We start from the raw sequence: 20,083 nt of genomic DNA, 5'->3' as shown, positions 1-20,083 counted from the left end.
CAGATTTTGGCTTGGCTGGGGCGCGCGCCATTGTGTCGGTGACGGCCTTCCCGCCCGGTGCGCCATCTCGCATGATGCATGACGTGCCCTTGTTCGAGAAGGAGCCGCCGGCCGAGGTGATCCCTGCTGCGTGGTTTAAGGCTTAGCGTGATCAACATCTCTGTCCGCTTCGATGTCAAGGCGCTGCAGCGCAGCCTCGACAACTTCGCGCGTAAGCAGGTGCCGTTCGCTACGGCCCAGGCGCTGAACGTGGTGGCGAAGCAGGTTCAGGCTGCAGAGCGGGCGAACATGGCGAAGGTGCTGGACAAGCCAACACCATTCACCTTGAACTCCGTCGGTGTGAAGTTGGCCACCAAGAGCAGCTTGACTGCAACGGTGTACGTCAAGGACATCGCTGCCGCCTACCTTGAGCCGTACGAGAAGGGGGGCAGCAACAAGCTCAATGCCCGCGCATTGATCAAGCCTGTGGGGCAGAAGGTGAACCAATACGGCAACCTGCCACGCACTACCGTCAAGCGCCTGGCGGCAAAGAAGAATGTCTTTGTCGGCAAAGTCAAGACCAAGGCAGGAGAGGTCGATGGTGTGTGGCAGAGAACGAAGGCGGTCCGCGGCAAGAGCGCCGGGCTGAAGCTATTGGTCAAGTTCCAAGACGCGCACCAGGTGCATCAGCGCCTTGGTTACGTGGACCTTGCCCGCAAGGTGGTTGCGAGCTCGTTCCGTCGGGAGCTAGGCGCGACCCTGGCGCGCGCCCTCGCCAATGCGAGGAAGTGACGAAAGCGCACGGGTCCTTCCCCCTCCTTAATACGGCGGGGGCAATTGCGCACCGCGACTTCCCCCCAGCTATGAATCTTGAAAGGGGTTCGCACCTTGCCCGCTGGCATTTCCCTCCGCGAGTTCGCGCGGCGAGACGGCTGCTCTGACACGCTAGTCCGAAAAGCTCTGAAAGCCAACAGGCTCAAGGCTTTTGAGGATGGCTCGCTTGATCCTGCGCTGGTCGGAACGGCCTGGCGCGAAGCGAATGCGAAGGGTGCGAACCCTGCGAACCCCAGTGCGAACAGTTCGCACCCGGTTCGCAGTTCGCAGCCAGTTCGCAGCGAGCCGGTGATTTCTGACGGTGAGAGCCTGCAGGACGCAGCGAAGCGGCTTGCCGATTCTGGCGCGGTCAAGATGACCTACGCCGAGGCGCTCGAGAAGAAAGAAACATACCTGGCGTTGCTGCGCCAGCTCGAGTACGAGCAGAAATCTGGGGCGCTTGTCGAATTCGACACCGCGCAAGCCATCCTTTTTGAGGAGTTCCGTGCGCAGCGTGATGCATGGCTGAACTGGCCGACGCGGGTAGGCCCGCTCTTGGCCGCTGACCTCGGTCTCGAAGCAGATAAGGTTACCGAGGCCCTCACCGCGTATGTCCACAAGCAAATCACCGACCTCGGTGAGCCGGAGGCCAACTTCACCGAGCGAGAAGGCTGATCGGCTGCGGCTGGCCTGCCGGCGGGCATGGACCCCTCCGCCGCGCATCAGCGTGCCGGCATGGTCGGACAAGTACCGCAAGCTGGCGAAGGAGGCTGGCAGCACGTCTGGCAACTGGTCGACGGCGACAGTGGAGATCGCCCGCGGCCCCATGCTGGCTGTCACGGAACCGGGCGTGCATGTCATCACGACGATGGTGAGCACGCAGTTGCTGAAGACGGCGTTCCTGGAGAACGTCTTCGGCTACTTCGCGCATCTGGACCCTTGTCCGATCCTGCTCCTTCAGCCTAAGGAGGCGGCGGCCGAGCAGTTCAGCAAGGAGCGCATTAGCCCGATGATTCGGGTGACGCCGGTGCTGCGTGACCTGGTCGGAACGAGCAAGACCCGCAACGCGGATGAGACGCTGCTGTTCAAGGCATTCCCGGGCGGGTTCATCGCGCTGGCTGGTGCTGGCAGCCCGGACAACCTCGCGCGGCGGCCAGTCCGGGTCATTCTCGCGGACGAGGTTGATAAGTATCCGGTGACACGGGAGGGTGAGCCGATCGCGCTGGCCGAGGAGCGTACCGCGACATTCGGCGTCAACTGGCTGTCGGTGCGAGCCTGCTCGCCGACGGTCGAGGATGAGAGCCGGATCGAGGCTAGCTATAAGGATTCCGACCAGCGACGAGCGTCTGTGGAGTGCCCGCATTGCGGCCACCGGATGTTCCCGGACTTCTTCAAGCATGTCGATTGGGACAAGCGCCGCGACGAGAGCGGGACGGTGCTGGAGCACTATCCGAAGACGGCGCGCATTGCGTGCGAGAGCTGTGGCGAGATCTGGTCGGAAGGTGATCGGCTGCGCGCGCTGAAGACCGCGCGCTGGCACCAGACGCGACCGTTCGAGTGCTGCGGCAGCCGGCATGTGCCGCTCGATGCGTACGAGCGTGCGTGGCGTGGTCCGGAAGACGAGCGCGGCGCTTCGACTGAGGCTGCATTGGCCCATGTGTGGGATTGGTGGTCGAGCGACCGATACGCCGTGTACCGCGCCAAATGCCCCGACTGCGGGACGTGGCGCGTTGACAACGAACACGCAGGGTTCCAGGCGAGCAAACTGTTCAGCCCCTGGCAAAAGGACAAGCCGTCAGACATCGCCGCGAAATGGCTGGCTGCCCAAGGCGACGAAGACAAGAAGCAGACCTGGTGGAACACGCAGGCGGGTCTGCCGTACCGCCCGCACTCTGGCAAGGCACTCCGCCTGGAAGCGCTTCTTGCGCGCGGCGAGCGCTGGGCTGCGGAAGTGCCGGATGGTGTCGCGGTTATCACGGTCGGCGTCGACACGCAGGACTACCGTTTCGAGGTCGAGGTGGTTGGCTGGGGCCGGAACGAGGAGAGTTGGTCGATTGCCTACGAGGTGATCGAGGGCGATATGGAAACGCCTGACCCTTGGGACCGGCTAGATGCGCTTCTGAACCGAATTTGGCATCGCGCAGATGGTCGCCCGTTCGAGGCGATGGCTGTTTGCATTGACTCGGGTGGTAGCCACACGCAGAAGGTCTATGACTTTTCGAAGGCGAGGCTTGGTCGGAAGATTTGGGCAATCAAGGGTGAGTCTGCGGTAAATGGCAAGCGGAATCCCGTATGGCCGGTGAAGCGGCCGACACGGAAGACGAAGGCATCGTTCCGGCCCGTGATCCTCGGCGTCAATGCCGCGAAGGACACGGTTAGAAACCGGCTGCATGTCGAGGAACCGGGCCCGGGGTTCATGCACTTCCCGAATGACCGCGACCTTGGCTACTTCGAGCAGCTGACGTCAGAGCGCTCCGTCGTCAAGGTGGTCAACGGGCAGAAGTTCAGGGTTTGGGAGTTGCCTTCAGGTCGGGCGAACGAGGCACTGGATTGCCGCGTGTATGCCTATGCCGCCTTATGTGGGCTGACGCATCTAGGACTGAAGTTGAACCGGCGTGCCGACTTGGTAGCGGTTCCGCTCCAGTTCGACGCGGTCCAGGGCGTCTGGACGCCCGCGCCGGTATCCGGGGCCGCCGCTCCTCCGGGGACAGCTGCGGCGCCCCCGTCTGCCGGAAAGCCGGTCAAGAAGAAAGTGACGAGTCGCCTCGCATAGGAATGGAATGGCAATCACGGATGGAATGAGCACCACCGACTTGCAGTCGAGGTTGGCTGCGCTGCAAGCGGCGTACTTTGATCTGTCGGCAGGCGCGAAGATTGTGACTGCCACCTACAACCAGGGCGATGGCGCGAAATCGGTCACATATCAGCAGAGCGACATCGCACAGATTCAACGCAGCATTCTGATGCTGCAGAAGGCACTCGGCATCATCTGCCACTATCCGCGCGCACGAAGGATCTTGTTCTGATGCCCTCACTTATCGTCGACGCTAACGGCAAGCCATTCGGGGATTTGCCCGCCGGCGGTCGTGCGCGCGCTGATACTGGGCTGGGTGGTACGGTGCTCTCCGTGCCGCCATACTCGAATGCGTTTCCCTATGAAGCGTCGAGCTATCAGACGCCCGAGATGGGTAACTGGCAGCCCTGGATTCGCTCGCCGGACTCGGAAATCAACCTGCACCGCGACCAGATGGTCGCGCGTCACAGGGATCTGGCGCGTAACGACGGCTGGGCGTCGGGTGGTGTCACGCGGATTCTCGATAACACGGTCGGAGCACACCTACGGTTGTCGGCGAACCCCGACTATCTTGCCCTTTCCATGCTCTCGAAAGGGTTCGATGCGACGTGGGCGGACGAGTTTCGCCGCTCTGTCGAGGCGCTTTGGCGTGGCTATTCGGAAGACCTTGGCCATTACAACGACGTCACGCGAGAGTTGACAATATCGCAAATGCTTCGCCTTGGTCTGAGGCACAAGCTGGTCGATGGCGATAGCTTGGTCGTCTCGTACTGGAAGCCCGAGCGCATCGGCCGCGGTGCGGCGAAGTATGCGACGGCGTTCCTGCTTGTCGATCCTGACCGCCTGTCGAACCCGTACCAGATGATGGATACGCGGAGCCTGCGCGGCGGCGTGGAGATTGACGATGACGGCGTGCCGATTGCTTATCACATCCGCAAGGCCGAGCAGAACGACTGGTACAACGCCGTCGAGTCGATGGTATGGGAGCGCATCGAGCGCGAAGATCCGGACGGCTGGCGCCGCGTGATCCACGACTTCGAGCGCGACCGCGCCGGCCAGCACCGCGGGATCGGCGTCTTCACACCGGTTCTGAAGCACGCCAAGATGCTGGCGCGCTATTACGGCGTCGAACTGCAGGCTGCCACCGTCGCGACGATCTTCGGCACGTATGTGACGAGCCCGTTTGATCCCAAGATGATCGAATCGGCGATGGACAGCGACGGCGAAGAGCTGGGTTTCTACCAGGACCTGCGTGCGGATTGGTCGAAAGAACGGCCGGCGATGCTGAACAATGTTCGCGTGCCGACCCTGGCGCCCGGCGAAGAGATCAAGCAGGTAGCCGCTGCGCATCCGCATGACGGTTTTTCGGACTTTGCGCACGAAATGCTCCGATCGATAGCGGCCGCATTGGGTGTATCCGCGGAACAAATCACTCAGGACTGGTCGAAGACTAACTACTCAAGCGCTCGCGCTGCATTGCTCGAGAGCTGGAAGACGCTATCCAGGCGGAACACAGAGTTCAAGGTCGGAACCGCGACGCCCATGTATGCGACCTGGCTTCAGGAAGTGATGGAGCGCGGTGATCTTGACGAAGTACTCCCACGCAATGCGCCGGATTTTGTCGAAGCAGCAACGGCATACGCGCGCTGTGATTGGCTTGGCGTAGCGCGCGGCTGGGTTGATCCTGTCAAGGAGAAGCAAGGCGCGATCCTTGGTCTTGATGGTGGTCTGTCGACACTTAAGCGCGAGTGCGCAGAGCAAGGCCTCGATTGGGAAGAAGTTTTGCACCAGCGCTCGATCGAAGTCGCTGAGTTCAAACGACTTGGCCTGCCTCCGCCGAAATGGTTTGGAGAGGCCGCAACGGAAGCTGCCGGGGAGCCACAAGCAGAATGAAAAGCTATCCATTTGCAGCAGCGCGGATCTTCGATGTTCCGTTGGCGATCCACCCATCGAAGGGGCAGGTGATTGCGAAGGCGCTCGCAAGCCGATTCGGCATCGGTGATGTCTCGTTTGCCGGCGACGCGCCGGTTATCGTCAAGCCGATGGCATATGACGATTGGGATGATGGTCCGACTGAGTCCTATGAGGAAACGCCCTACGATCTGAGTCAAGGTGTCGCAATCATCGACGTCTCTGGGACACTGGTCCAAAAGAGCAGTAATCTGCGGCCATATTCGGGGATGCTCGGATATAACGCAATCCGCTACAACTTCCTTGCGGCTCTGAATGATGACCAGGTCAAGGCCATTGTCCTGTCGGTGGATTCGCCTGGCGGCGAGGTGGCCGGCTGCTTTGACCTGGCCGACCTGATTTACAACTCGCGGAGTGTCAAGCCGACGCTGGCAATCCTGAGTGAATGCGCATATAGCGCGGCGTACGCCCTGGCCAGCGCGTGCGAGCAGATCACGGTTCCCCGCACTGGTGGCACGGGTTCAGTAGGCGTGATTTGTATGCACATAGACCAAAGTAAGGCGATCGACAAGGCCGGTATTGCCGTGACAATCATCAAATACGGCGATCGCAAGGCAGACGGGAATCAATTTAGCCCGCTTTCCAAGGAGGCGCTGGAGCGATTCCAGGCCGACGTGGACGAAATGGGTGAACTCTTCGTTGCTACCGTCGCCCGCAACAGAAATCTGCCTATCGAAATCGTTCGAAAGACGCAGGCCACAACGTTTCTCGGTGCCGCTGGCGTCGAGATCGGCTTTGCCGACGCCGTGATGGCGCCGGACGAAGCATTCGAGTCCCTGCTCGTCGAGCTGGGCTGACACTCCCCACCCAAGAGGTTCCAAATATGAGTATTCGCACCCTCGCGGCGCGCGGGCTCTCGTTCGCCCATCTCGTCGGCATTTCCTCCCGCGCTGCTCGCGCAGAAAGTGAAGACGACGAGCGCAAACAGTGCGACGGCGAGTCGGACGATGACTATGCCAAGCGCATGGAAGACAAGGACAAGGAAGAAGAGGAGGCCCGCAAAGCCGAACAAGAGCGCAAAGACGAAGAGGCGAAGGCCGAGGAAGAGCGCAAGAAGGAAGAAGAGGCGCGGGCACGTGGCGAGAACGATGACGACACCGATCCGGACGCCGAAGACGACGATGAAGAAATGCGCGGAAAGAGCGCTGTAGCTCGCGCCCGGCTGCGTGAGCAAGCGCGTTGCGCTGCAATCTTCGCTTCCAAAGCTGCCGCTCGCAATCCCATGCTCGCGGCGAACCTTGCGTTCAAGACACGGATGACACGCGCTGAAGCGATCGCGACGCTCGAGGGCGCGCCGGCTCCCGCATCGGCAGCGCACGTCAACCGAGCATCGCGGAACCCGATCCTTGGCGCCGATGGAGGTGCCAAGCCGTCTCCTCAGCAAGCGTTGGCGGCTCGCTGGGACGCGAACCTTAAGGCCGCCAACCCGTCGAGCCGCCGCTAACCACTTCTGCCCCAAAGGAACTGAACCATGGGTAACCCCACTTACACGCCGTTTCAGGAGACACTCCACAACGGCGGCTTTATCGTCTCGCTGGCCAACGGCCATCAGTCCATCGATCAAGGCACGCTGACCGGTGGCGTCAAGGTATTGGCCGGCACCGTGCTCGGCACCGTCACGTCGGCGCTGACCGCAGCCGCTGCAGCGCTTGGCGCAAACACTGGCAATGGCACGTTCGGCGCGATCACGACGCAGGCTGCGCCAGCAACTGCGATCGGCTCCTATAGCATCCTGTTCACCGCTGCGACGGCCTTTACGGTCACCGCGCCGGATGGCCAGACCGCAACCGGTTCGACCGGCGTGGCATTCAGCGCTCTCGGCATCGGCTTCACCATCGCAGCCGGCGGCACCGCCTTCGTGGCTGGCGACACCTTCACGGTGACGGCTACTGCTGCGCCCGGAAATCCCGGCATTACTTCGGCCGCCGGCGGATCCAATACCGGTAATGGGACTCTGGGCTCGCTGACCGCCGCTGGCTACGCGGCCAAGGCCGGTGTCTACGCTGTCGAGTTCGATGACGCGACGCACTTCATCGTGTCAGATCCAACGGGCGCGGAAGTTGGCCACGGTACGACCGGCGTCGCCTTCAAGGCGGGCGGCCTGTCGTTCACGATCACGGCCGGTGGCACGGCGTTCGTCCCGGGAGACAGCTTCGCGGTCACGGTCGCGGCTGGGTCTGGCAAGTACAAGCCCTTCGACCCGGCCAACGTGGACGGTTCGCAGGTTCCCAGCGGCATTCTGTTTGCCACCAAGGACGTCACCACCGTCGACAAGCCCTGCGCCGTCGTCGTCCGTCAGTGCGAGGTGAACGCCTCTGAACTGGTCTGGCCGACCGGCATGAGTGCCGCCGCGATCGCCACCGCCACCGCGCAATTGAAGGCCCTCGGCATCCAGCCGCGGTAACACGCAATTGATCTGACCAGCAAGCCGCCCACGGGCGGCTTTTTCGTTTCCGCAATTCAATAGGCCGCCAGCGAGGCGGCTTTTCTTTTTCCAAAAAGGAACAAGCCATGGCTGGCGAAATCATTGACATCTTCAACAGCGACGCCTTCAGCGCACTGACCCTGACGCAAGGCGTGCAGCGCAACCCGTACCAACCGGGTGCACTGGGCCGCCTGAACATCTTCGATCCCAATCCGATCCGCACCACTGCGGTCTCGGTCGAAGAGCGTACCGGCACGCTGAAGCTCATCGGCTTCAGCGAGCGCGGCACCGAAGGCACGCAACGTACGACCGAGAAGCGCAAGATGCGCTACTTCGACGTGCCGCGTCTGATGCACGACGACACGGTCCACACCTACGAAATCCAGAATATCCGCGAGTTCCCGGAAGGCCCGACGGGCCAGATCGTGACCGTGCCGATGCAACTCGAGCGCGAAGTCGCGCGTCGGCTGGCCGGCCCGACCGGCCTGCTGGCCAGCGTCGAGTACACGAAGGAGTATCTGCGACTCGCTGCGGTGCAGGGCCTGGTGCTAGACCCGAAGGACGGCTCCGTTCTGTACAACTGGTTCGATGAGTTCCAGATCTCGCAAGCCGCAGAAACCGCCTTCAACCTGGCCGCCGGCGCCGCAAACAGCCTGCGCCCGATCATCAACGGCATCAAGCGTTTGATGGCGCGCAAGGCGCAGGGCGCTTTCACGCAGTCGACCCGCATTATGGCGCTGTGCGGTGACTCCTTTTACGATTCCTTCTCGAACCATCCGGACGTGATCCGTACCTTCCTGAACTGGGAGGGCGCGCGCGACATTCGCGACGATGCATTCGGCGATGCGTTTGCCTCGTTCGAATTCGACGGCATCACCTGGGTGAACTACCGCGGTTCGGACGACAATTCGACCGTCAAGATCGCTGACGACAAGGTCAAGTTCTTCCCGGTGAACGCACCTGGCATCTTTCAGGAAGTCCTGGCCCCGGGCGAGTCGGCTGAATTCATCAACCAGCCAGGCGCCCCGGTATATGTGCTGCCGATCGTGGATCGCGATCGCCGCATGTGGTGGAAGATGGAGGCGTACTCGTACCCGCTGTACCTGTGCACCCGCCCCGAGGTTCTGTTGAGCGGCCGCGCGGGGTCGTAATGCCTATCGACTGGGATGGCTTGGTGCTGGAGCCAAGCATGAAGACCTTCGGTGAGCCGGTGACATACATGCCGGCCGCCGGCGGGGCTTTCTCGATAACGGGCGTGTTCGACGATGCCTACCTCAAGGAAGTGATGTTCGAGGATGCATCGACAGGCGTGACCGAGGTCAGTGCGGTCCTCGGGATCCAGCTTTCCCAGTTCCCGGCGAAGCCAATTCAGGGCGATCAGTTGTTCGTCCCTCGCGCCAACTCGACTTATGTCGTGCGCGACGCGCGACCGGATAGCCACGGCGGCATGAAGTTGCTGCTGAGCAAGGTTAGCTCGCCATGACTACTTCTGCGGAGTTGCGTGGCCTGTTCGTGGACGCGCTGAAAGGTGCGACCGATGCGGGCCAGGCGGTCTATTCGCCATTCGATTGGCCGACTGCACCGACTGCTTACCCTTCGATCCTGGTGCACGCTCGCAAAGAGCGAAAGGTATCGCTGGGGCCCAACGCCCCGCAGTTCGATGTCTACACCACTGTTGAAGTCATCGCGCGCACGAAAGCTCCAGCTGGTCCGGCGGACAGTGGTTCGGCGGTGGCGCTTGCGGCGGCGGAGAGGCTGAAGGCGCAGATCGAGGTAACCCTGATCAATAACCCGGCCATTTGGTCGGATCCTGCTGGCGGACAGCGCGTTGAGCAGTTCACATCCATCGACTCCGAGATCAATACAAGCTCGGAGGGCGATATGCCGATAGCCGAGTTATCGCTGCATATCGAAGCCAAGTTCTACCAGGGGCCGGTGGATTTCTATCCGATCCCAACGGTGCCTCTTCAGACTGTGAATGTTCACTTCGACTCCGTGGAGCCATTCGATTCCCGCGGTCAGTATCCCGACCCTCCATTCCCTGAGGCTGTTCAGCCAGGGGCGCCGGTCACTCTCAGTGATGGGACGCCTGTTGTGCTGGCCGATGGTGACCAGGTAACGCAAGACCAGCGCCTGTCCGGCCCCGATGGCCGAGACGAGGGCGCACTGACCATCACGCTTCCTCAATAGGTGCACCCCATGAAGATCAAACCAGCCCCGGGACTGAAGGTTCGAGACCCGGTGACGAAGCAATTCATCGGTGATGAGCATGAGGCCGACGAGCGCGACCTGTATTGGCATTGCCGCCTTCGCGATGGCGACGTGGTGCCGGCCGACTCACAAGAAGAGCCGGTCGATCCGGTGACCTCGCGAAATAGCGGAGCGAAAGCATGACGATTCCATTCAAGAATGTCCCACAGAACCTGCGGGTCCCACTGTTCTACGCTGAGCTGGACAATAGTAGGGCGAACACCGGGGCTGGCACCCAGCGAGCGCTTATCATCGGCCAGGTGACATCGGGCGGCACGGCCGTGGCGAACACCCCGCAGATTTCGCAGGGCGCGACCGAAGCGAAGGCGGTGGGCGGCCAGGGTTCCATGCTGGCGCTGATGACCGCCGCGTATCGCGTCGGAGATCCGTTCGGCGAGGTGTGGTACTTGCCACTGGCGGACGGTGGTTCCTCGGTTGCCGCGACGGGTGCGCTGGCATTCACTGCGCCAGCTACCGCGACGGGCGTTCTGTCGCTCTATATCGCCGGCACCTTGGTCTCCCTGATCGTCACCGCCAGTCAGACGATCGCACAGTTGGCCACCGCGTTGGCTGCGGCGATCAATGCAAACGCGGATCTTCCGGTGACGGCCGCTGTCGACGGTACGGTCGCGTCGAAGGTCAATATCACTGCGAAGAACAAGGGGCTGGCCGGCAACGACATCGATCTGCGCCTGAACTATCGCGGGGCGCCCGGCGGTGAAGTCATGCCGGCCGGACTCACCACAACGATCACTGCGATGGCCGGCGGACTGGTCAATCCCGATCTGACGGCCGGTCTTGCCAACTTGCTTGACAAGGAGTTCGATTTCATCGCATTCCCGTACACGGACACTGCGTCGCTTGATGCGATGAAGTCGTTCCTGAGCAGCACCACGGGCCGCTGGAGTTGGAGTAAGCAACTGTATGGCGGCGCGTACGGTGCGAGTCGCGGAACGCTCGGCACGCTGACCACGTTTGGCACGGCGCGAAACGACGAGCACATGTCGATCATGGGCTTCAATGACTCGCCGACGCCCAATTGGATCTGGGCGGCGAACATTGCCGGAGCAGTGGCAGTGTCGGCCCGCGCCGATGCCGCGCTGCCGTTGCAGACGCTGGTTCTCGCTGCGGTACTTCCCCCGCCTTTGCAGTCGCGCTTCGCGCTCACCGACCGCAATGTGCTCCTGTGGGATGGCATTTCGACCTTCACGGTGGCCGCAGACGGTACGGTGGCGATCGAGAATCTGATCACCACGTACCAACTTAACAGCTTCGGCCAGCCAGACAACAGCTATCTGCAGGTGGAGACGCTGTTGACGCTCCAGTTTGTTCTGCGCGAGCTCAAGACCGACATCACCAGCAAGTTCTCCCGCGTGAAGCTCGCAGCAAATGGCACTCGCTTCGCGCCTGGCTCCGCGATCGTGACGCCGAACACCATCAAGGCCAGTCAGATCGCGAAGTACCAAGATCTTGAGTACCGCGGCTACGTTCAAAAGAGCGATGAGTTTGCAAAGGCGCTGATCGTCGAGCAGAACGCGACGAACCCGAGTCGTGTCGACATTCTCTACCCGGGGGTGTTGATCAACCAGCTGCGGATCCTCGCGTTGCTCTTCCAGTTCCGGAATAGCTGATCCACTACGCAAACTAGGAGCCAACGAATATGGCAGACAACACCAATCGCATTGCCGGGACGGCGAACCTTACCGTCGACGGCAAGAGCTACATGGTTGCGGGCGATTTTGAGTACAACCCGTCAAAGGTGACGCGCCAGACGCTATCTGGCCAGGATGGCGTTCATGGGTACAGCGAAACCCCCCGGCCGGGATCGATCTCGGCCACGCTACGTGACGCCGGCGGCCTGACAGTCGCAGACCTGAACGATATGACTAACGTTACGGTCGTCACCGAGCTTGCAAACGGCAAGACCGTCATCGGTAGCAGCATGTGGACTATCGAAGATCAAACAGCCAAGTCTACCGACGCGACCATTGAGGTCAAGTGGGAAGGCCAGCGCGTCACGGAGAACTGAAATGGATCAACCCGAAGAAAAAGTCATCACCCTGCGGAAGCCTGTCGTGCTCGGCGCTGGCGACAACGCCATCACCTATGAAAAGCTGACTCTCCGTGAGCCCATGGCCGGCGAGCTGGAGAAGGCCTGGGGATCGGCCAACACAAACGCCGGTATCAGCATCACCCTGATCAGCCTGGTCGCAGGCATCCCCCGGAGCGCCGTGCAGAAGATCGGACAACGCGACCTGAAGGAGGCGAGCGACTACCTCGGGGGTTTTACCGAGGATGGCCCGGAGACTGGACTGACGGAGTAGCGGAGGTCACAAAGTACTTCGGGTGGGGCCCAAACGAAGCGTGGCAACTGCCCCTCACGCGCCTGCTCTGGTGGAGCGAGCAGATGAAACGCATGCTTAAGTCCCCCTCCTGATGGCCAATACCTTCACGATCACCATCGCCGCGGTTGATCGCGCGACCGCTACGGTCCGTAAGATCAACCAGTCTATGGCCCGGCTCACGAGTCCGGTGCGCGACCTGGGCCAATCTCTTGGGAACCTCGGGCGTGAGGTGGGCATTGATAGGGTCAGTCAGTCCCTGGGCAAGGTCGCTTCGTCGGCACGCAGCGCCGTTTCTGGTGTGACGTCGCTCGTGCCTGCATTGGGTGTGATCGGCAGTGCTGCCACCGTCGCTGGCATTGGCGCGCTGGCGAGCAACTGGGGGAAGCTGGGGGCGGAGATCGCTCGGACATCGGCGGTCTTGGGCGTCTCGACGTCGGATCTGCAGGCCTACCAGGCTGCGGCTCGGCTGGCTGGTGGAACGGCTGAGGATATGACCAGCAGCCTGAAGTCCTTGGGGGATACGTTGGAGGACGCCGCCTTCAACCGGAATCCCCAGGCATTGGTGTTGATGAACCAGCTCGGCATCAGCATGACGAAGACGAAGGGTGGAGCGGTGGATGCCACTCGTGCGTTGCGCCAGGTGGCCGAAGCAATCGCACGGCAGAAGGGGAACGTGCAGGCCCAGCGTCTCATTGCGCGTACGTTCGGTGTCGAGCAGCTGCTGCCAATGTTGCAGAAGGGGGCGGCCGGCATTGAGGCCTACGTTGCCCAGGCGCGTTCTCTGGGTACCGTGATGGGTCCTGACAAGATCGCCGCGGCCAAGGAGTATGCCCAGAACATGACGAAGCTGGATCTGGCGATCGATGGTCTCAAGTCATCGGTCGGGAATGCGCTGATTCCAGCTCTGTCACCTCTGCTGCAAGATCTGTCTGAATGGGTCACTATCAATCGTGACCTGATCGCGACCAACGTTGGCGAGTTCGTCAAGGATGTTGCGACGTGGATAAAGAGTGTCGATTGGGGCAAGGTCACTAAGGGTACCGGCGACTTCGTAGACGCTCTCGGTGGTGTGAAGGGGGTGGCGATCGCGATTGCGGCAATCACCTTCGCAGCGCCAATCGCTGGCGTCGCCACGTTGATCGGGAGCCTGTCCAAGCTAGCCTTGGTCGCCATCCCGGCCGCGGCGAAGGGATTGGCTGCACTTGGGGGTGTTGGGGCCGCTGGTCTGGGTACTTTGGGCACTGGTGTCGTTGCCGGTGCCGCTGGATACGGCTTGGGCAGCCTGATTCGCCCCCAGTTTGATGACTACGTGAAGTGGGCATCCGGTGGCGAGCGTTGGTCATTGCGCGACTACTTCACCGGCACCAATCGTCACGCGCTTAAGGACACCGGCGGCTACACGCAGGAAGAGATCGACAGCGTGAAGTCTAGCGGTGGCGTACGCCTAAGCGCCGACGCGAGGAGTCGCTTGGCGGCCGGCGAGGAGCGAAATGCGCCGCCGGCCGGTGCTAGTGGTCAGAAGGGATCGGACTTGTTTTCCCGGCTCGAGTCCCAATACGGCTTGCCTTCCGGCTTGCTAGATAGCGTCTGGGCCACCGAATCTAGCCGTGGGACTGGCAAGATGGTTTCGCCTGCTGGCGCCAAGGGTCATTTCCAGTTCATGGATGCCACGGCGAAGCAATACGGCGTAACGAACCCTTTCGATCTTGGGCAGTCCGCGACCGGCGCGGCCAAGATGTACAGCGATCTGCTTAAGTCGACTGGTGGCGATCTACCTAAGGCTCTCGCGGCCTACAACTGGGGGATCGGCAACGTTCAGCGTCAGGGCATCGAGCATGCGCCGGCGGAGACCCAAGGCTATATAAAGAAGGTCATGGCCGGCATGGGTGCTGAGGCGCCGATGTCCTCGGTCTATGCAAAGTCGCCCGATGCTGCTGGCATGGCCGGCCGAGCTATCGCATCGGGCTCGTCTGACGGCTACGCCGGCAAGGCGCTGGTCGAAATCGTGCTGACCGGAGCCCCGCAAGGGACGCGAACCAGTGTCAAGTCGACAGGCAATGTTGAGGCCACGACCCGCGTCCGGGATTCCATGCTGACAGACAACGTGGTGTAAGAATGGGTCAGGCGAAAGTCTTGAATGCGATCGGCAGCATTGGCGGCGCCGCGTCGGCTCTGTCGAACCTGGCTGGCGCGCTGGGCGGCGGGTTGCCCGGGTCGTGGCGCTCGGCGCTCCGCCAAGCCTCGTACAAGGGCGTCCCGTTCGGTGTTTTTGGTGGTGAGCTGACCTTTGGTCGGCGAAATGCTGTCCATCAATACCCTCAGCGTGACGGCGTTTGGGTTGAGGATCTAGGCCGGAACGCGCGCCTGTATCACCTGAGCGCCTTCCTGGTCGAGGGCAGTGCGAAATATGGTGGCGGTGGAGTTGTCGGTCAGCGCGATCGGCTGATCAAGGCGTTCGAGACGGCTGGGGACGGTGAGCTTGTGCACCCGACCCTGGGGCGCGTGAAAGTATCGGCGCTGGAGGCGCACTGCCTGGAGCGTTGGGATGCCGGACGCTTCTTTGAGGTCACGTTGACCTTCGTAGAGGCGGGGGAGCGCAAATATCCAACCACGGTGACATCCACTGCGGATGCGCTCAGCGCGGCCGCACAGGGGTTGAGCGTCGCATCCCTCATTGCATTTGCCAGAGACACGGCATCGGCAGTTATGTTGGGTGCGGCAATCGTGCAGCAGGCTGTTTCCACGGCGCTAGGGTGGTACCAGACCGCGGTGAGCCTGGTTCACGACGTGAAGCGGTTCTTTGGCGCCGTATCCACCCTCGTCGGGAGCTTCGGTCGTCTCTTTGGGGGCGGGAACAGCGGGTATTCGGCTGCCAAGAAGACCGTAAGGCTGCCATCCACAGTTGACCAGTTGATCCGCAACGATGCAGCGGCGCGGACAGTCGTGACGCAGGCCGGAACCGCGCTGGTGGCCGCGGCAGGGAACGTAACCGACACCGCCACGTTCGGGGCCGCGACGCAAAACATGGCCGCGGCCTTGGCGGTCTCGGCGGTCGACCCTGCCGATCGTATTCGGCTGCTAATCAGCTTGTCAGGCTACCAGGCTGTCGCACCAACAACCTCGTCGGCCATTGGCGCGGGGATGGCGACGATGCAGGGCGCGTGTAACAGCCTGTTCCGTCGGGCTGCCATCGGGCAGCTGATCACGGCCTCCGGTAGCTACCAGCCGACTTCCTGCGATGACGCGGCGGCGATGATCGATGTGATGGCCGGCGTGCTGGACGCCGAGATCACTGCAGCGGCGGACCAGGGTGCCGACGAGGTGTATCTGGCGCTGCTGGACGCCAAGAAGGCCGTCGTCGCGGATTTGAAGGCGCGCGGCGGAGATTTGGCGGCTGTGACCACATATTCCTTCAGTGCCAGCGTGCCCGCATTGGCACTGGCGCAGCGCATTTATCGTGATCCAGGCCGAAGCGATGACCTGGTGACGCAGGCGGACCCGGTCCATCCGGCATTTATGCCGACCACATTCAGCGCGCTGGCATCCTGAGCTGACAACGAATGGCAGATGACAATTTCCCGGACGAGGCCCTCCTCGTAGTCGGAGAGCAGCAGCGCGCGCTAAAGGGTTGGAAGCAAATCAGGATCACCCGCGGTATCGAACGTTTACCGTCCGATTTCAGCATCAGCATGACGGAGCGCTTCATCTCCGGCGAGGAGGTGATTGTCAGCCCAGGCGATCCCTTCCAGCTTTTACTGGGGGGCGATGTCGTTGTGACGGGGTTCGTGGACACCGTGACGGCACAGTTCGATGCGCAGTCACATAGTGTGGCCGTGGCCGGCAGAAGCAAGTGTGCGGATCTTGTCGACTGCGCTGCCGAGTGGCCTGGCATGCAGATCGTCAACAGCAACATTCAACAGATTGCAAAGCAGTTGGCAGTGCCATATGCGGGCCTGGACATTGAATGCGATCTCACGGATCTGCCGACCGTGCAGCAACTGAACATCCTGCTCGGCGAAACGCCGTTCTCGATCCTCGAGCGCGTGTCACGGTATAGCTCAGCGCTGGTGTACGACAACCCGTATGGCAATCTGGTAATCACCAGGGTCAGCGATCGGCAGGCGGCCGGCGGGTTCGCCGAGGGGATCAACGTGGAGGGCGCGCGCAGCGCCTTCTCGATGCTGGATCGATTCTCGGAGTACATGGCGGTCCAGCAGGCGCTCGACATGCTGTCGGATCTGTCCGGCGGCAGCCTGAACGTGATCACCAAGGTGGCAGACACCGGGGTCAAGCGTCGCCGGCAACGCGTCATCGTGGCTGAGAACCTCAGCGCCATTGGCATCGAGGTTACGCAGCGCCGGGCGGTCTGGGAGATGAATCGAAGAATCGCGCGCGGCGCCGCCGTAGTGCTCACCACGGACTCGTGGAGGGATGCGGCTGGCGCCCTGTGGGAGCCGAACACCCTCGTGCATGTGACTCTGCCCACAATCAAGGTGCCTGACGCTACGCTGCTCATTGGTGAGGTGACATATCGCCTTGACGAAACGGGCACGCATGCGGACCTGGTGCTGATGCCGCCTGATGCCTTCGCGCCTGAGCCGTTCCAGCTTCAGCCGCAGTTCGCCGACGTTATCGGCACCGATGTCAGGGGTATCCAATGAGGCAGGCACTCGAAGCGCTGGGCGCGCGGGTTCGCATGCTCGTGGGTCGGGGGCGCATCACCACCGGGAACGATGCTGGTGGTGTGCAGCAGCAGCAGGTGCAGTTGGCGGATGTCGAAACCGGTGACAACCGGCCTCGGGTCGCTGAGTTTGGCTTTACGTCAATGCCGCCGACTGGTTCGGACGCCGTGGTGGTGTTTCTGTCCGGCGATCGATCCGCCGGCGTTATCATCGGCACGAATCACCAGGCGTCTCGGCCCAGAAACCTGAAGCCAGGCGAGACGATGGTCTTCAGCCTGGATGGTAAGTGCGTCTACCTCTCCGATGCGGGGATCGTCGTCGAAGCCAAGGGGCAGGATGTGACGGTGCGCGAGGCGGCGACTGTGACGGTCGAGGCATCAACCGAGATCATTGCGAAGACCCCCCTGCTGAAATGCAGCGGCGACATCCAGGACAACTACGAAACCAACCCGCACACGATGGCGCAAATGCGCGCGATCTATAACACGCACGATCACAACATCGAGGAAGTGCAGACCGGCACCAGCACCATCACCTCCAAACACCCGAACCAGACCGAATGAGCGATACGACCACAGTATGGAACGTCAGCCGGTCCCGCGGAGATTGGGTGCTCGACGGGGCGATGCTAAGAACGGGCAGCGACCTGTCGACCGCGATCTTGATCTCTGTCTTCACCGATCGGGTGGCGAATCCTGATGACGTGATTCCGGATGGATCAAACGACCCGAGGGGATGGTGGGGAGACCTGGGCGAAGTGGTGCCGATCGGCTCGCGCCTTTGGCTGCTCGAGCGCGCGAAGCAGAACGATGACACGCTGCAGCGCGCCTATGACTACGTGACCGAGTGCCTTCAGTGGTTGCTCGACGATGGTGTGGTCGCCAAGTTCGACATTCTAGTGGAGTGGACTCGAGACAGCATGCTCGGCGCGCAGATTCTGGCCTACCGAAAGGACGGCACCACCGAAACGACTGCCTTCACCTGGGCTTGGAAGGGAATTTCTTGAGATGCCATATTCACGCCCGACACTGACGCAGCTGCGCACCACCGTCGCTGCTGATATTGCCGCGAGCCTTGCCGGTTCAGATCCGCTTCTGCGGTTCTCGAATCTCGGGATCATGGGCACGGCCCAGGCGGGGCTTGCGCACCTCCACTATGGGTACCTCGACTGGATCTCGAAGCAGGCCGTGCCGTACACGGCGACCGGTGAGTACCTTGAGGCGTGGGGTGCGCTGAAGGGCGTCTATCGGAAGGACGCGACAGCGGCCGGCGGCCAGGTCATTCTGTCGGGGATGGTTGGCAAGCTGATCGGCGCTGGCACGAATGTAGTCCGTGGGGATGGCCGGATCTACACGGTTCAGGTCTCAGTGACCATCGGTGGCGATGGCACGGCCATCGCATCTGTGGTCGATCAAGCGACCGGCGCGGCGGGTAACTGCGCTGCAGGTACCGTGATGTCTCTGAGCATGCCCATTGCTGGCGTGCAGTCGAACGGCGTCGCAGCAGCGGCCTTCACCGGTGGCGCCGATGTTGAACTGGATGACGATTTCCGGGGTCGAGTGCTATCTGCCTTTCAGCAGCCGGCAGAGGGTGGGAACGAGGGCGACTACGTTCGCTGGGCAACTGCTGTCCCTGGTGTCACGCGTGCTTGGTGCGCGAGAAACGGGTTCGGTACCGGGACGGTCGTGGTCTACATCATGCTCGACCAGGCCAACGCCGTCAGCGGCGGGTTTCCGCAAGGTACCGATGGCGTAGCGACAGATGAGACGCGATCTGGCGTTAAGGCTACCGGGGATCAGCTGACGGTCGCGAACGCCATCTTTTCCCAGCAGCCTGTCACGGCATTGGTCTATGTGGTGTCACCGATAGCAACCGCGATCAATTTCACCATTACTGGGCTCTCCGGGGCCAGCTCGGCCACCAGGGCATCAATCCTAGTGGCCATCGCTGATGTTCTGCTGCGCAAGGGGAAGCCTGGTGGCACCGTGAACCTGTCTGATATTGAGTCGGCAATTGCCGCCATTCCCGGCACGTCTGGGTTTGTGATCACAACGCCAGCCGGGAACATCGTCTGCAGTACGGGCCATCTGCCTGTCCTGGGAACCATCACTTACCCCTGAGATCGGCATGCTCGCTCCGGTTTTGACATCCGCGGACTTCCTCCGCGCGTTCCAGGCGCTCATGCCGCGCGGACGCGTTTGGAATGCTGAACCCGATTCGATTCAGACGAAGGCTGCAGCGGGCCTGTCACCGTCCTATGCAGCGCAGACTGCCCGTAGCAACAACCTATTGATCGACGCCTTCCCGGCGACGACGTACGAGCTACTTCCTGAATGGGAGTCGACGCTGGGCCTGCCAGACCCCTGTGCCGGTCCAGGTGCGTCGACACAGGTCCGCCGCAATCAGGTCGTGGCGCGGCTGGCAAATAGCGGCGGTCAGTCGGCTGCCTACTATGCGGGGTTCGCACAGAAGCTTGGGTACGGCATCTTCATCACGAACTACGCGCCTTTTCGCTGCGGCCAGAGTACCGCAGGTCAAGCGCTGGGCAACGAAGACTGGTTCTTCACGTGGGCCGTCAATGCGCCAATCAATACGATTGTGAGGTTCTCAGCAGGGAAGTCATCGGCAGGCGATCCGCTTGGGTCTTGGGGCAATCATGTGCTCGAGTGTGAGATGAATGCCATCGCACCGGCTCACACGATTCTGCTCTTCAACTATGGGGACTTCCCAACCCTGGAGGACGCCGCTTCGCTCGATGTGATCGTCAACGTAGATCTTCCCGCCGCCTTTGCTTAGACCCATCCATCTGCAACTTCACGTTCAT

Annotated in this window: 22 protein-coding genes; all 22 read left to right on the top strand. The window is 61.8% G+C overall.

What is annotated here, in order from left to right:
- Positions 1–147 precede the first annotated feature (147 nt).
- The 22 genes from F7R26_RS12530 (at position 148) to F7R26_RS12425 (ending at position 20,055) form a co-directional block, all read left to right on the top strand.
- Positions 148–771, top strand: coding sequence for a hypothetical protein (locus F7R26_RS12530; protein WP_150983271.1), 624 nt, complete (start codon positions 148–150; stop codon positions 769–771).
- 96 nt (positions 772–867) lie between these two features.
- Complete coding sequence (locus F7R26_RS12525) at positions 868–1,467, top strand: hypothetical protein (protein WP_150983272.1); 600 nt, start codon at positions 868–870, stop codon at positions 1,465–1,467.
- On the top strand, positions 1,403–3,565 hold the full coding sequence (locus F7R26_RS12520; RefSeq protein ID WP_150983273.1) for a phage terminase large subunit family protein: 2,163 nt from the start codon (positions 1,403–1,405) through the stop codon (positions 3,563–3,565). Before F7R26_RS12525 ends, F7R26_RS12520 begins: the two co-directional genes overlap by 65 nt.
- Before the next feature lie 25 nt (positions 3,566–3,590).
- Complete coding sequence (gene gpW / locus F7R26_RS12515) at positions 3,591–3,818, top strand: gpW family protein (RefSeq protein WP_241754312.1); 228 nt, start codon at positions 3,591–3,593, stop codon at positions 3,816–3,818.
- Entirely contained in the window at positions 3,818–5,479 is a 1,662-nt protein-coding gene (locus F7R26_RS12510; RefSeq protein ID WP_150983275.1) for a phage portal protein, read from the top strand. Before gpW ends, F7R26_RS12510 begins: the two co-directional genes overlap by 1 nt.
- The gene (locus F7R26_RS12505; RefSeq protein WP_150983276.1) at positions 5,476–6,354 is read left to right on the top strand and encodes a S49 family peptidase; all 879 of its coding nucleotides are present in this window, start codon (positions 5,476–5,478) and stop codon (positions 6,352–6,354) included. The genes F7R26_RS12510 and F7R26_RS12505 overlap by 4 nt, the downstream gene beginning before the upstream one ends.
- A 26-nt stretch (positions 6,355–6,380) precedes the next feature.
- Positions 6,381–7,001 (top strand): hypothetical protein, encoded by a 621-nt coding sequence (locus tag F7R26_RS12500; protein ID WP_150983277.1) that lies wholly within the window; start codon positions 6,381–6,383, stop codon positions 6,999–7,001.
- A 27-nt stretch (positions 7,002–7,028) separates the two neighbouring features.
- Complete coding sequence (locus tag F7R26_RS12495; protein WP_150983278.1) at positions 7,029–7,961, top strand: head decoration protein; 933 nt, start codon at positions 7,029–7,031, stop codon at positions 7,959–7,961.
- Between the two features lie 107 nt (positions 7,962–8,068).
- On the top strand, positions 8,069–9,133 hold the full coding sequence (locus F7R26_RS12490; protein ID WP_150983279.1) for a major capsid protein: 1,065 nt from the start codon (positions 8,069–8,071) through the stop codon (positions 9,131–9,133).
- On the top strand, positions 9,133–9,465 hold the full coding sequence (locus F7R26_RS12485) for a head-tail joining protein (protein WP_150983280.1): 333 nt from the start codon (positions 9,133–9,135) through the stop codon (positions 9,463–9,465). Before F7R26_RS12490 ends, F7R26_RS12485 begins: the two co-directional genes overlap by 1 nt.
- Positions 9,462–10,172 (top strand): ABC transporter permease, encoded by a 711-nt coding sequence (locus tag F7R26_RS12480; protein WP_150983281.1) that lies wholly within the window; start codon positions 9,462–9,464, stop codon positions 10,170–10,172. Before F7R26_RS12485 ends, F7R26_RS12480 begins: the two co-directional genes overlap by 4 nt.
- A 9-nt stretch (positions 10,173–10,181) precedes the next feature.
- Positions 10,182–10,376: a DUF2635 domain-containing protein gene (locus F7R26_RS12475; protein ID WP_150983282.1), complete on the top strand. Its 195-nt coding sequence runs from the start codon at positions 10,182–10,184 to the stop codon at positions 10,374–10,376.
- Entirely contained in the window at positions 10,373–11,863 is a 1,491-nt protein-coding gene (locus tag F7R26_RS12470) for a phage tail sheath subtilisin-like domain-containing protein (protein ID WP_150983283.1), read from the top strand. Before F7R26_RS12475 ends, F7R26_RS12470 begins: the two co-directional genes overlap by 4 nt.
- 29 nt (positions 11,864–11,892) lie before the next feature.
- Entirely contained in the window at positions 11,893–12,261 is a 369-nt protein-coding gene (locus F7R26_RS12465; RefSeq protein ID WP_150983284.1) for a phage tail tube protein, read from the top strand.
- 1 nt (position 12,262) lies between these two features.
- The gene (locus F7R26_RS12460; protein WP_150983285.1) at positions 12,263–12,556 is read left to right on the top strand and encodes a phage tail assembly protein; all 294 of its coding nucleotides are present in this window, start codon (positions 12,263–12,265) and stop codon (positions 12,554–12,556) included.
- Between the two features lie 112 nt (positions 12,557–12,668).
- Positions 12,669–14,690, top strand: a complete 2,022-nt coding sequence (locus F7R26_RS12455; protein WP_150983286.1) for a transglycosylase SLT domain-containing protein — start codon at positions 12,669–12,671, stop codon at positions 14,688–14,690.
- 20 nt (positions 14,691–14,710) lie between these two features.
- Positions 14,711–16,126 (top strand): DNA circularization protein, encoded by a 1,416-nt coding sequence (locus F7R26_RS12450; protein WP_241754310.1) that lies wholly within the window; start codon positions 14,711–14,713, stop codon positions 16,124–16,126.
- An 11-nt stretch (positions 16,127–16,137) separates the two neighbouring features.
- Complete coding sequence (locus F7R26_RS12445; RefSeq protein ID WP_150983288.1) at positions 16,138–17,238, top strand: phage baseplate assembly protein; 1,101 nt, start codon at positions 16,138–16,140, stop codon at positions 17,236–17,238.
- Positions 17,235–17,822: a phage baseplate assembly protein V gene (locus F7R26_RS12440; protein ID WP_150983289.1), complete on the top strand. Its 588-nt coding sequence runs from the start codon at positions 17,235–17,237 to the stop codon at positions 17,820–17,822. Before F7R26_RS12445 ends, F7R26_RS12440 begins: the two co-directional genes overlap by 4 nt.
- A complete protein-coding gene (locus F7R26_RS12435; RefSeq protein WP_150983290.1) occupies positions 17,819–18,265 on the top strand; it encodes a phage GP46 family protein in 447 nt (148 codons plus the stop codon). Before F7R26_RS12440 ends, F7R26_RS12435 begins: the two co-directional genes overlap by 4 nt.
- A 1-nt stretch (position 18,266) precedes the next feature.
- Positions 18,267–19,379, top strand: a complete 1,113-nt coding sequence (locus tag F7R26_RS12430) for a baseplate J/gp47 family protein (protein ID WP_150983291.1) — start codon at positions 18,267–18,269, stop codon at positions 19,377–19,379.
- Between the two features lie 7 nt (positions 19,380–19,386).
- On the top strand, positions 19,387–20,055 hold the full coding sequence (locus tag F7R26_RS12425; RefSeq protein ID WP_150983292.1) for a YmfQ family protein: 669 nt from the start codon (positions 19,387–19,389) through the stop codon (positions 20,053–20,055).
- Positions 20,056–20,083: the final 28 nt, after the last annotated feature.

It is taken from the genome of Cupriavidus basilensis, assembly GCF_008801925.2.
In the GTDB taxonomy this organism is placed as follows: domain Bacteria; phylum Pseudomonadota; class Gammaproteobacteria; order Burkholderiales; family Burkholderiaceae; genus Cupriavidus; species Cupriavidus basilensis.
This window is presented reverse-complemented; position numbering and strand designations above follow the sequence as displayed.

Coding starts and splice junctions, on each gene's coding strand:
- F7R26_RS12435 (WP_150983290.1), top strand. CDS start 17,819: ATGAGCGATACGACCACAGTATGGAACGTCAGCCGGTCCCGCGGAGAT.
- F7R26_RS12430 (WP_150983291.1), top strand. CDS start 18,267: ATGCCATATTCACGCCCGACACTGACGCAGCTGCGCACCACCGTCGCT.
- F7R26_RS12480 (WP_150983281.1), top strand. CDS start 9,462: ATGACTACTTCTGCGGAGTTGCGTGGCCTGTTCGTGGACGCGCTGAAA.
- F7R26_RS12505 (WP_150983276.1), top strand. CDS start 5,476: ATGAAAAGCTATCCATTTGCAGCAGCGCGGATCTTCGATGTTCCGTTG.
- F7R26_RS12500 (WP_150983277.1), top strand. CDS start 6,381: ATGAGTATTCGCACCCTCGCGGCGCGCGGGCTCTCGTTCGCCCATCTC.
- F7R26_RS12465 (WP_150983284.1), top strand. CDS start 11,893: ATGGCAGACAACACCAATCGCATTGCCGGGACGGCGAACCTTACCGTC.
- F7R26_RS12470 (WP_150983283.1), top strand. CDS start 10,373: ATGACGATTCCATTCAAGAATGTCCCACAGAACCTGCGGGTCCCACTG.
- F7R26_RS12445 (WP_150983288.1), top strand. CDS start 16,138: ATGGCAGATGACAATTTCCCGGACGAGGCCCTCCTCGTAGTCGGAGAG.
- F7R26_RS12440 (WP_150983289.1), top strand. CDS start 17,235: ATGAGGCAGGCACTCGAAGCGCTGGGCGCGCGGGTTCGCATGCTCGTG.
- F7R26_RS12475 (WP_150983282.1), top strand. CDS start 10,182: ATGAAGATCAAACCAGCCCCGGGACTGAAGGTTCGAGACCCGGTGACG.
- F7R26_RS12455 (WP_150983286.1), top strand. CDS start 12,669: ATGGCCAATACCTTCACGATCACCATCGCCGCGGTTGATCGCGCGACC.
- F7R26_RS12425 (WP_150983292.1), top strand. CDS start 19,387: ATGCTCGCTCCGGTTTTGACATCCGCGGACTTCCTCCGCGCGTTCCAG.
- F7R26_RS12510 (WP_150983275.1), top strand. CDS start 3,818: ATGCCCTCACTTATCGTCGACGCTAACGGCAAGCCATTCGGGGATTTG.
- F7R26_RS12460 (WP_150983285.1), top strand. CDS start 12,263: ATGGATCAACCCGAAGAAAAAGTCATCACCCTGCGGAAGCCTGTCGTG.
- F7R26_RS12495 (WP_150983278.1), top strand. CDS start 7,029: ATGGGTAACCCCACTTACACGCCGTTTCAGGAGACACTCCACAACGGC.
- F7R26_RS12485 (WP_150983280.1), top strand. CDS start 9,133: ATGCCTATCGACTGGGATGGCTTGGTGCTGGAGCCAAGCATGAAGACC.
- F7R26_RS12520 (WP_150983273.1), top strand. CDS start 1,403: ATGTCCACAAGCAAATCACCGACCTCGGTGAGCCGGAGGCCAACTTCA.
- F7R26_RS12490 (WP_150983279.1), top strand. CDS start 8,069: ATGGCTGGCGAAATCATTGACATCTTCAACAGCGACGCCTTCAGCGCA.
- gpW (WP_241754312.1), top strand. CDS start 3,591: ATGAGCACCACCGACTTGCAGTCGAGGTTGGCTGCGCTGCAAGCGGCG.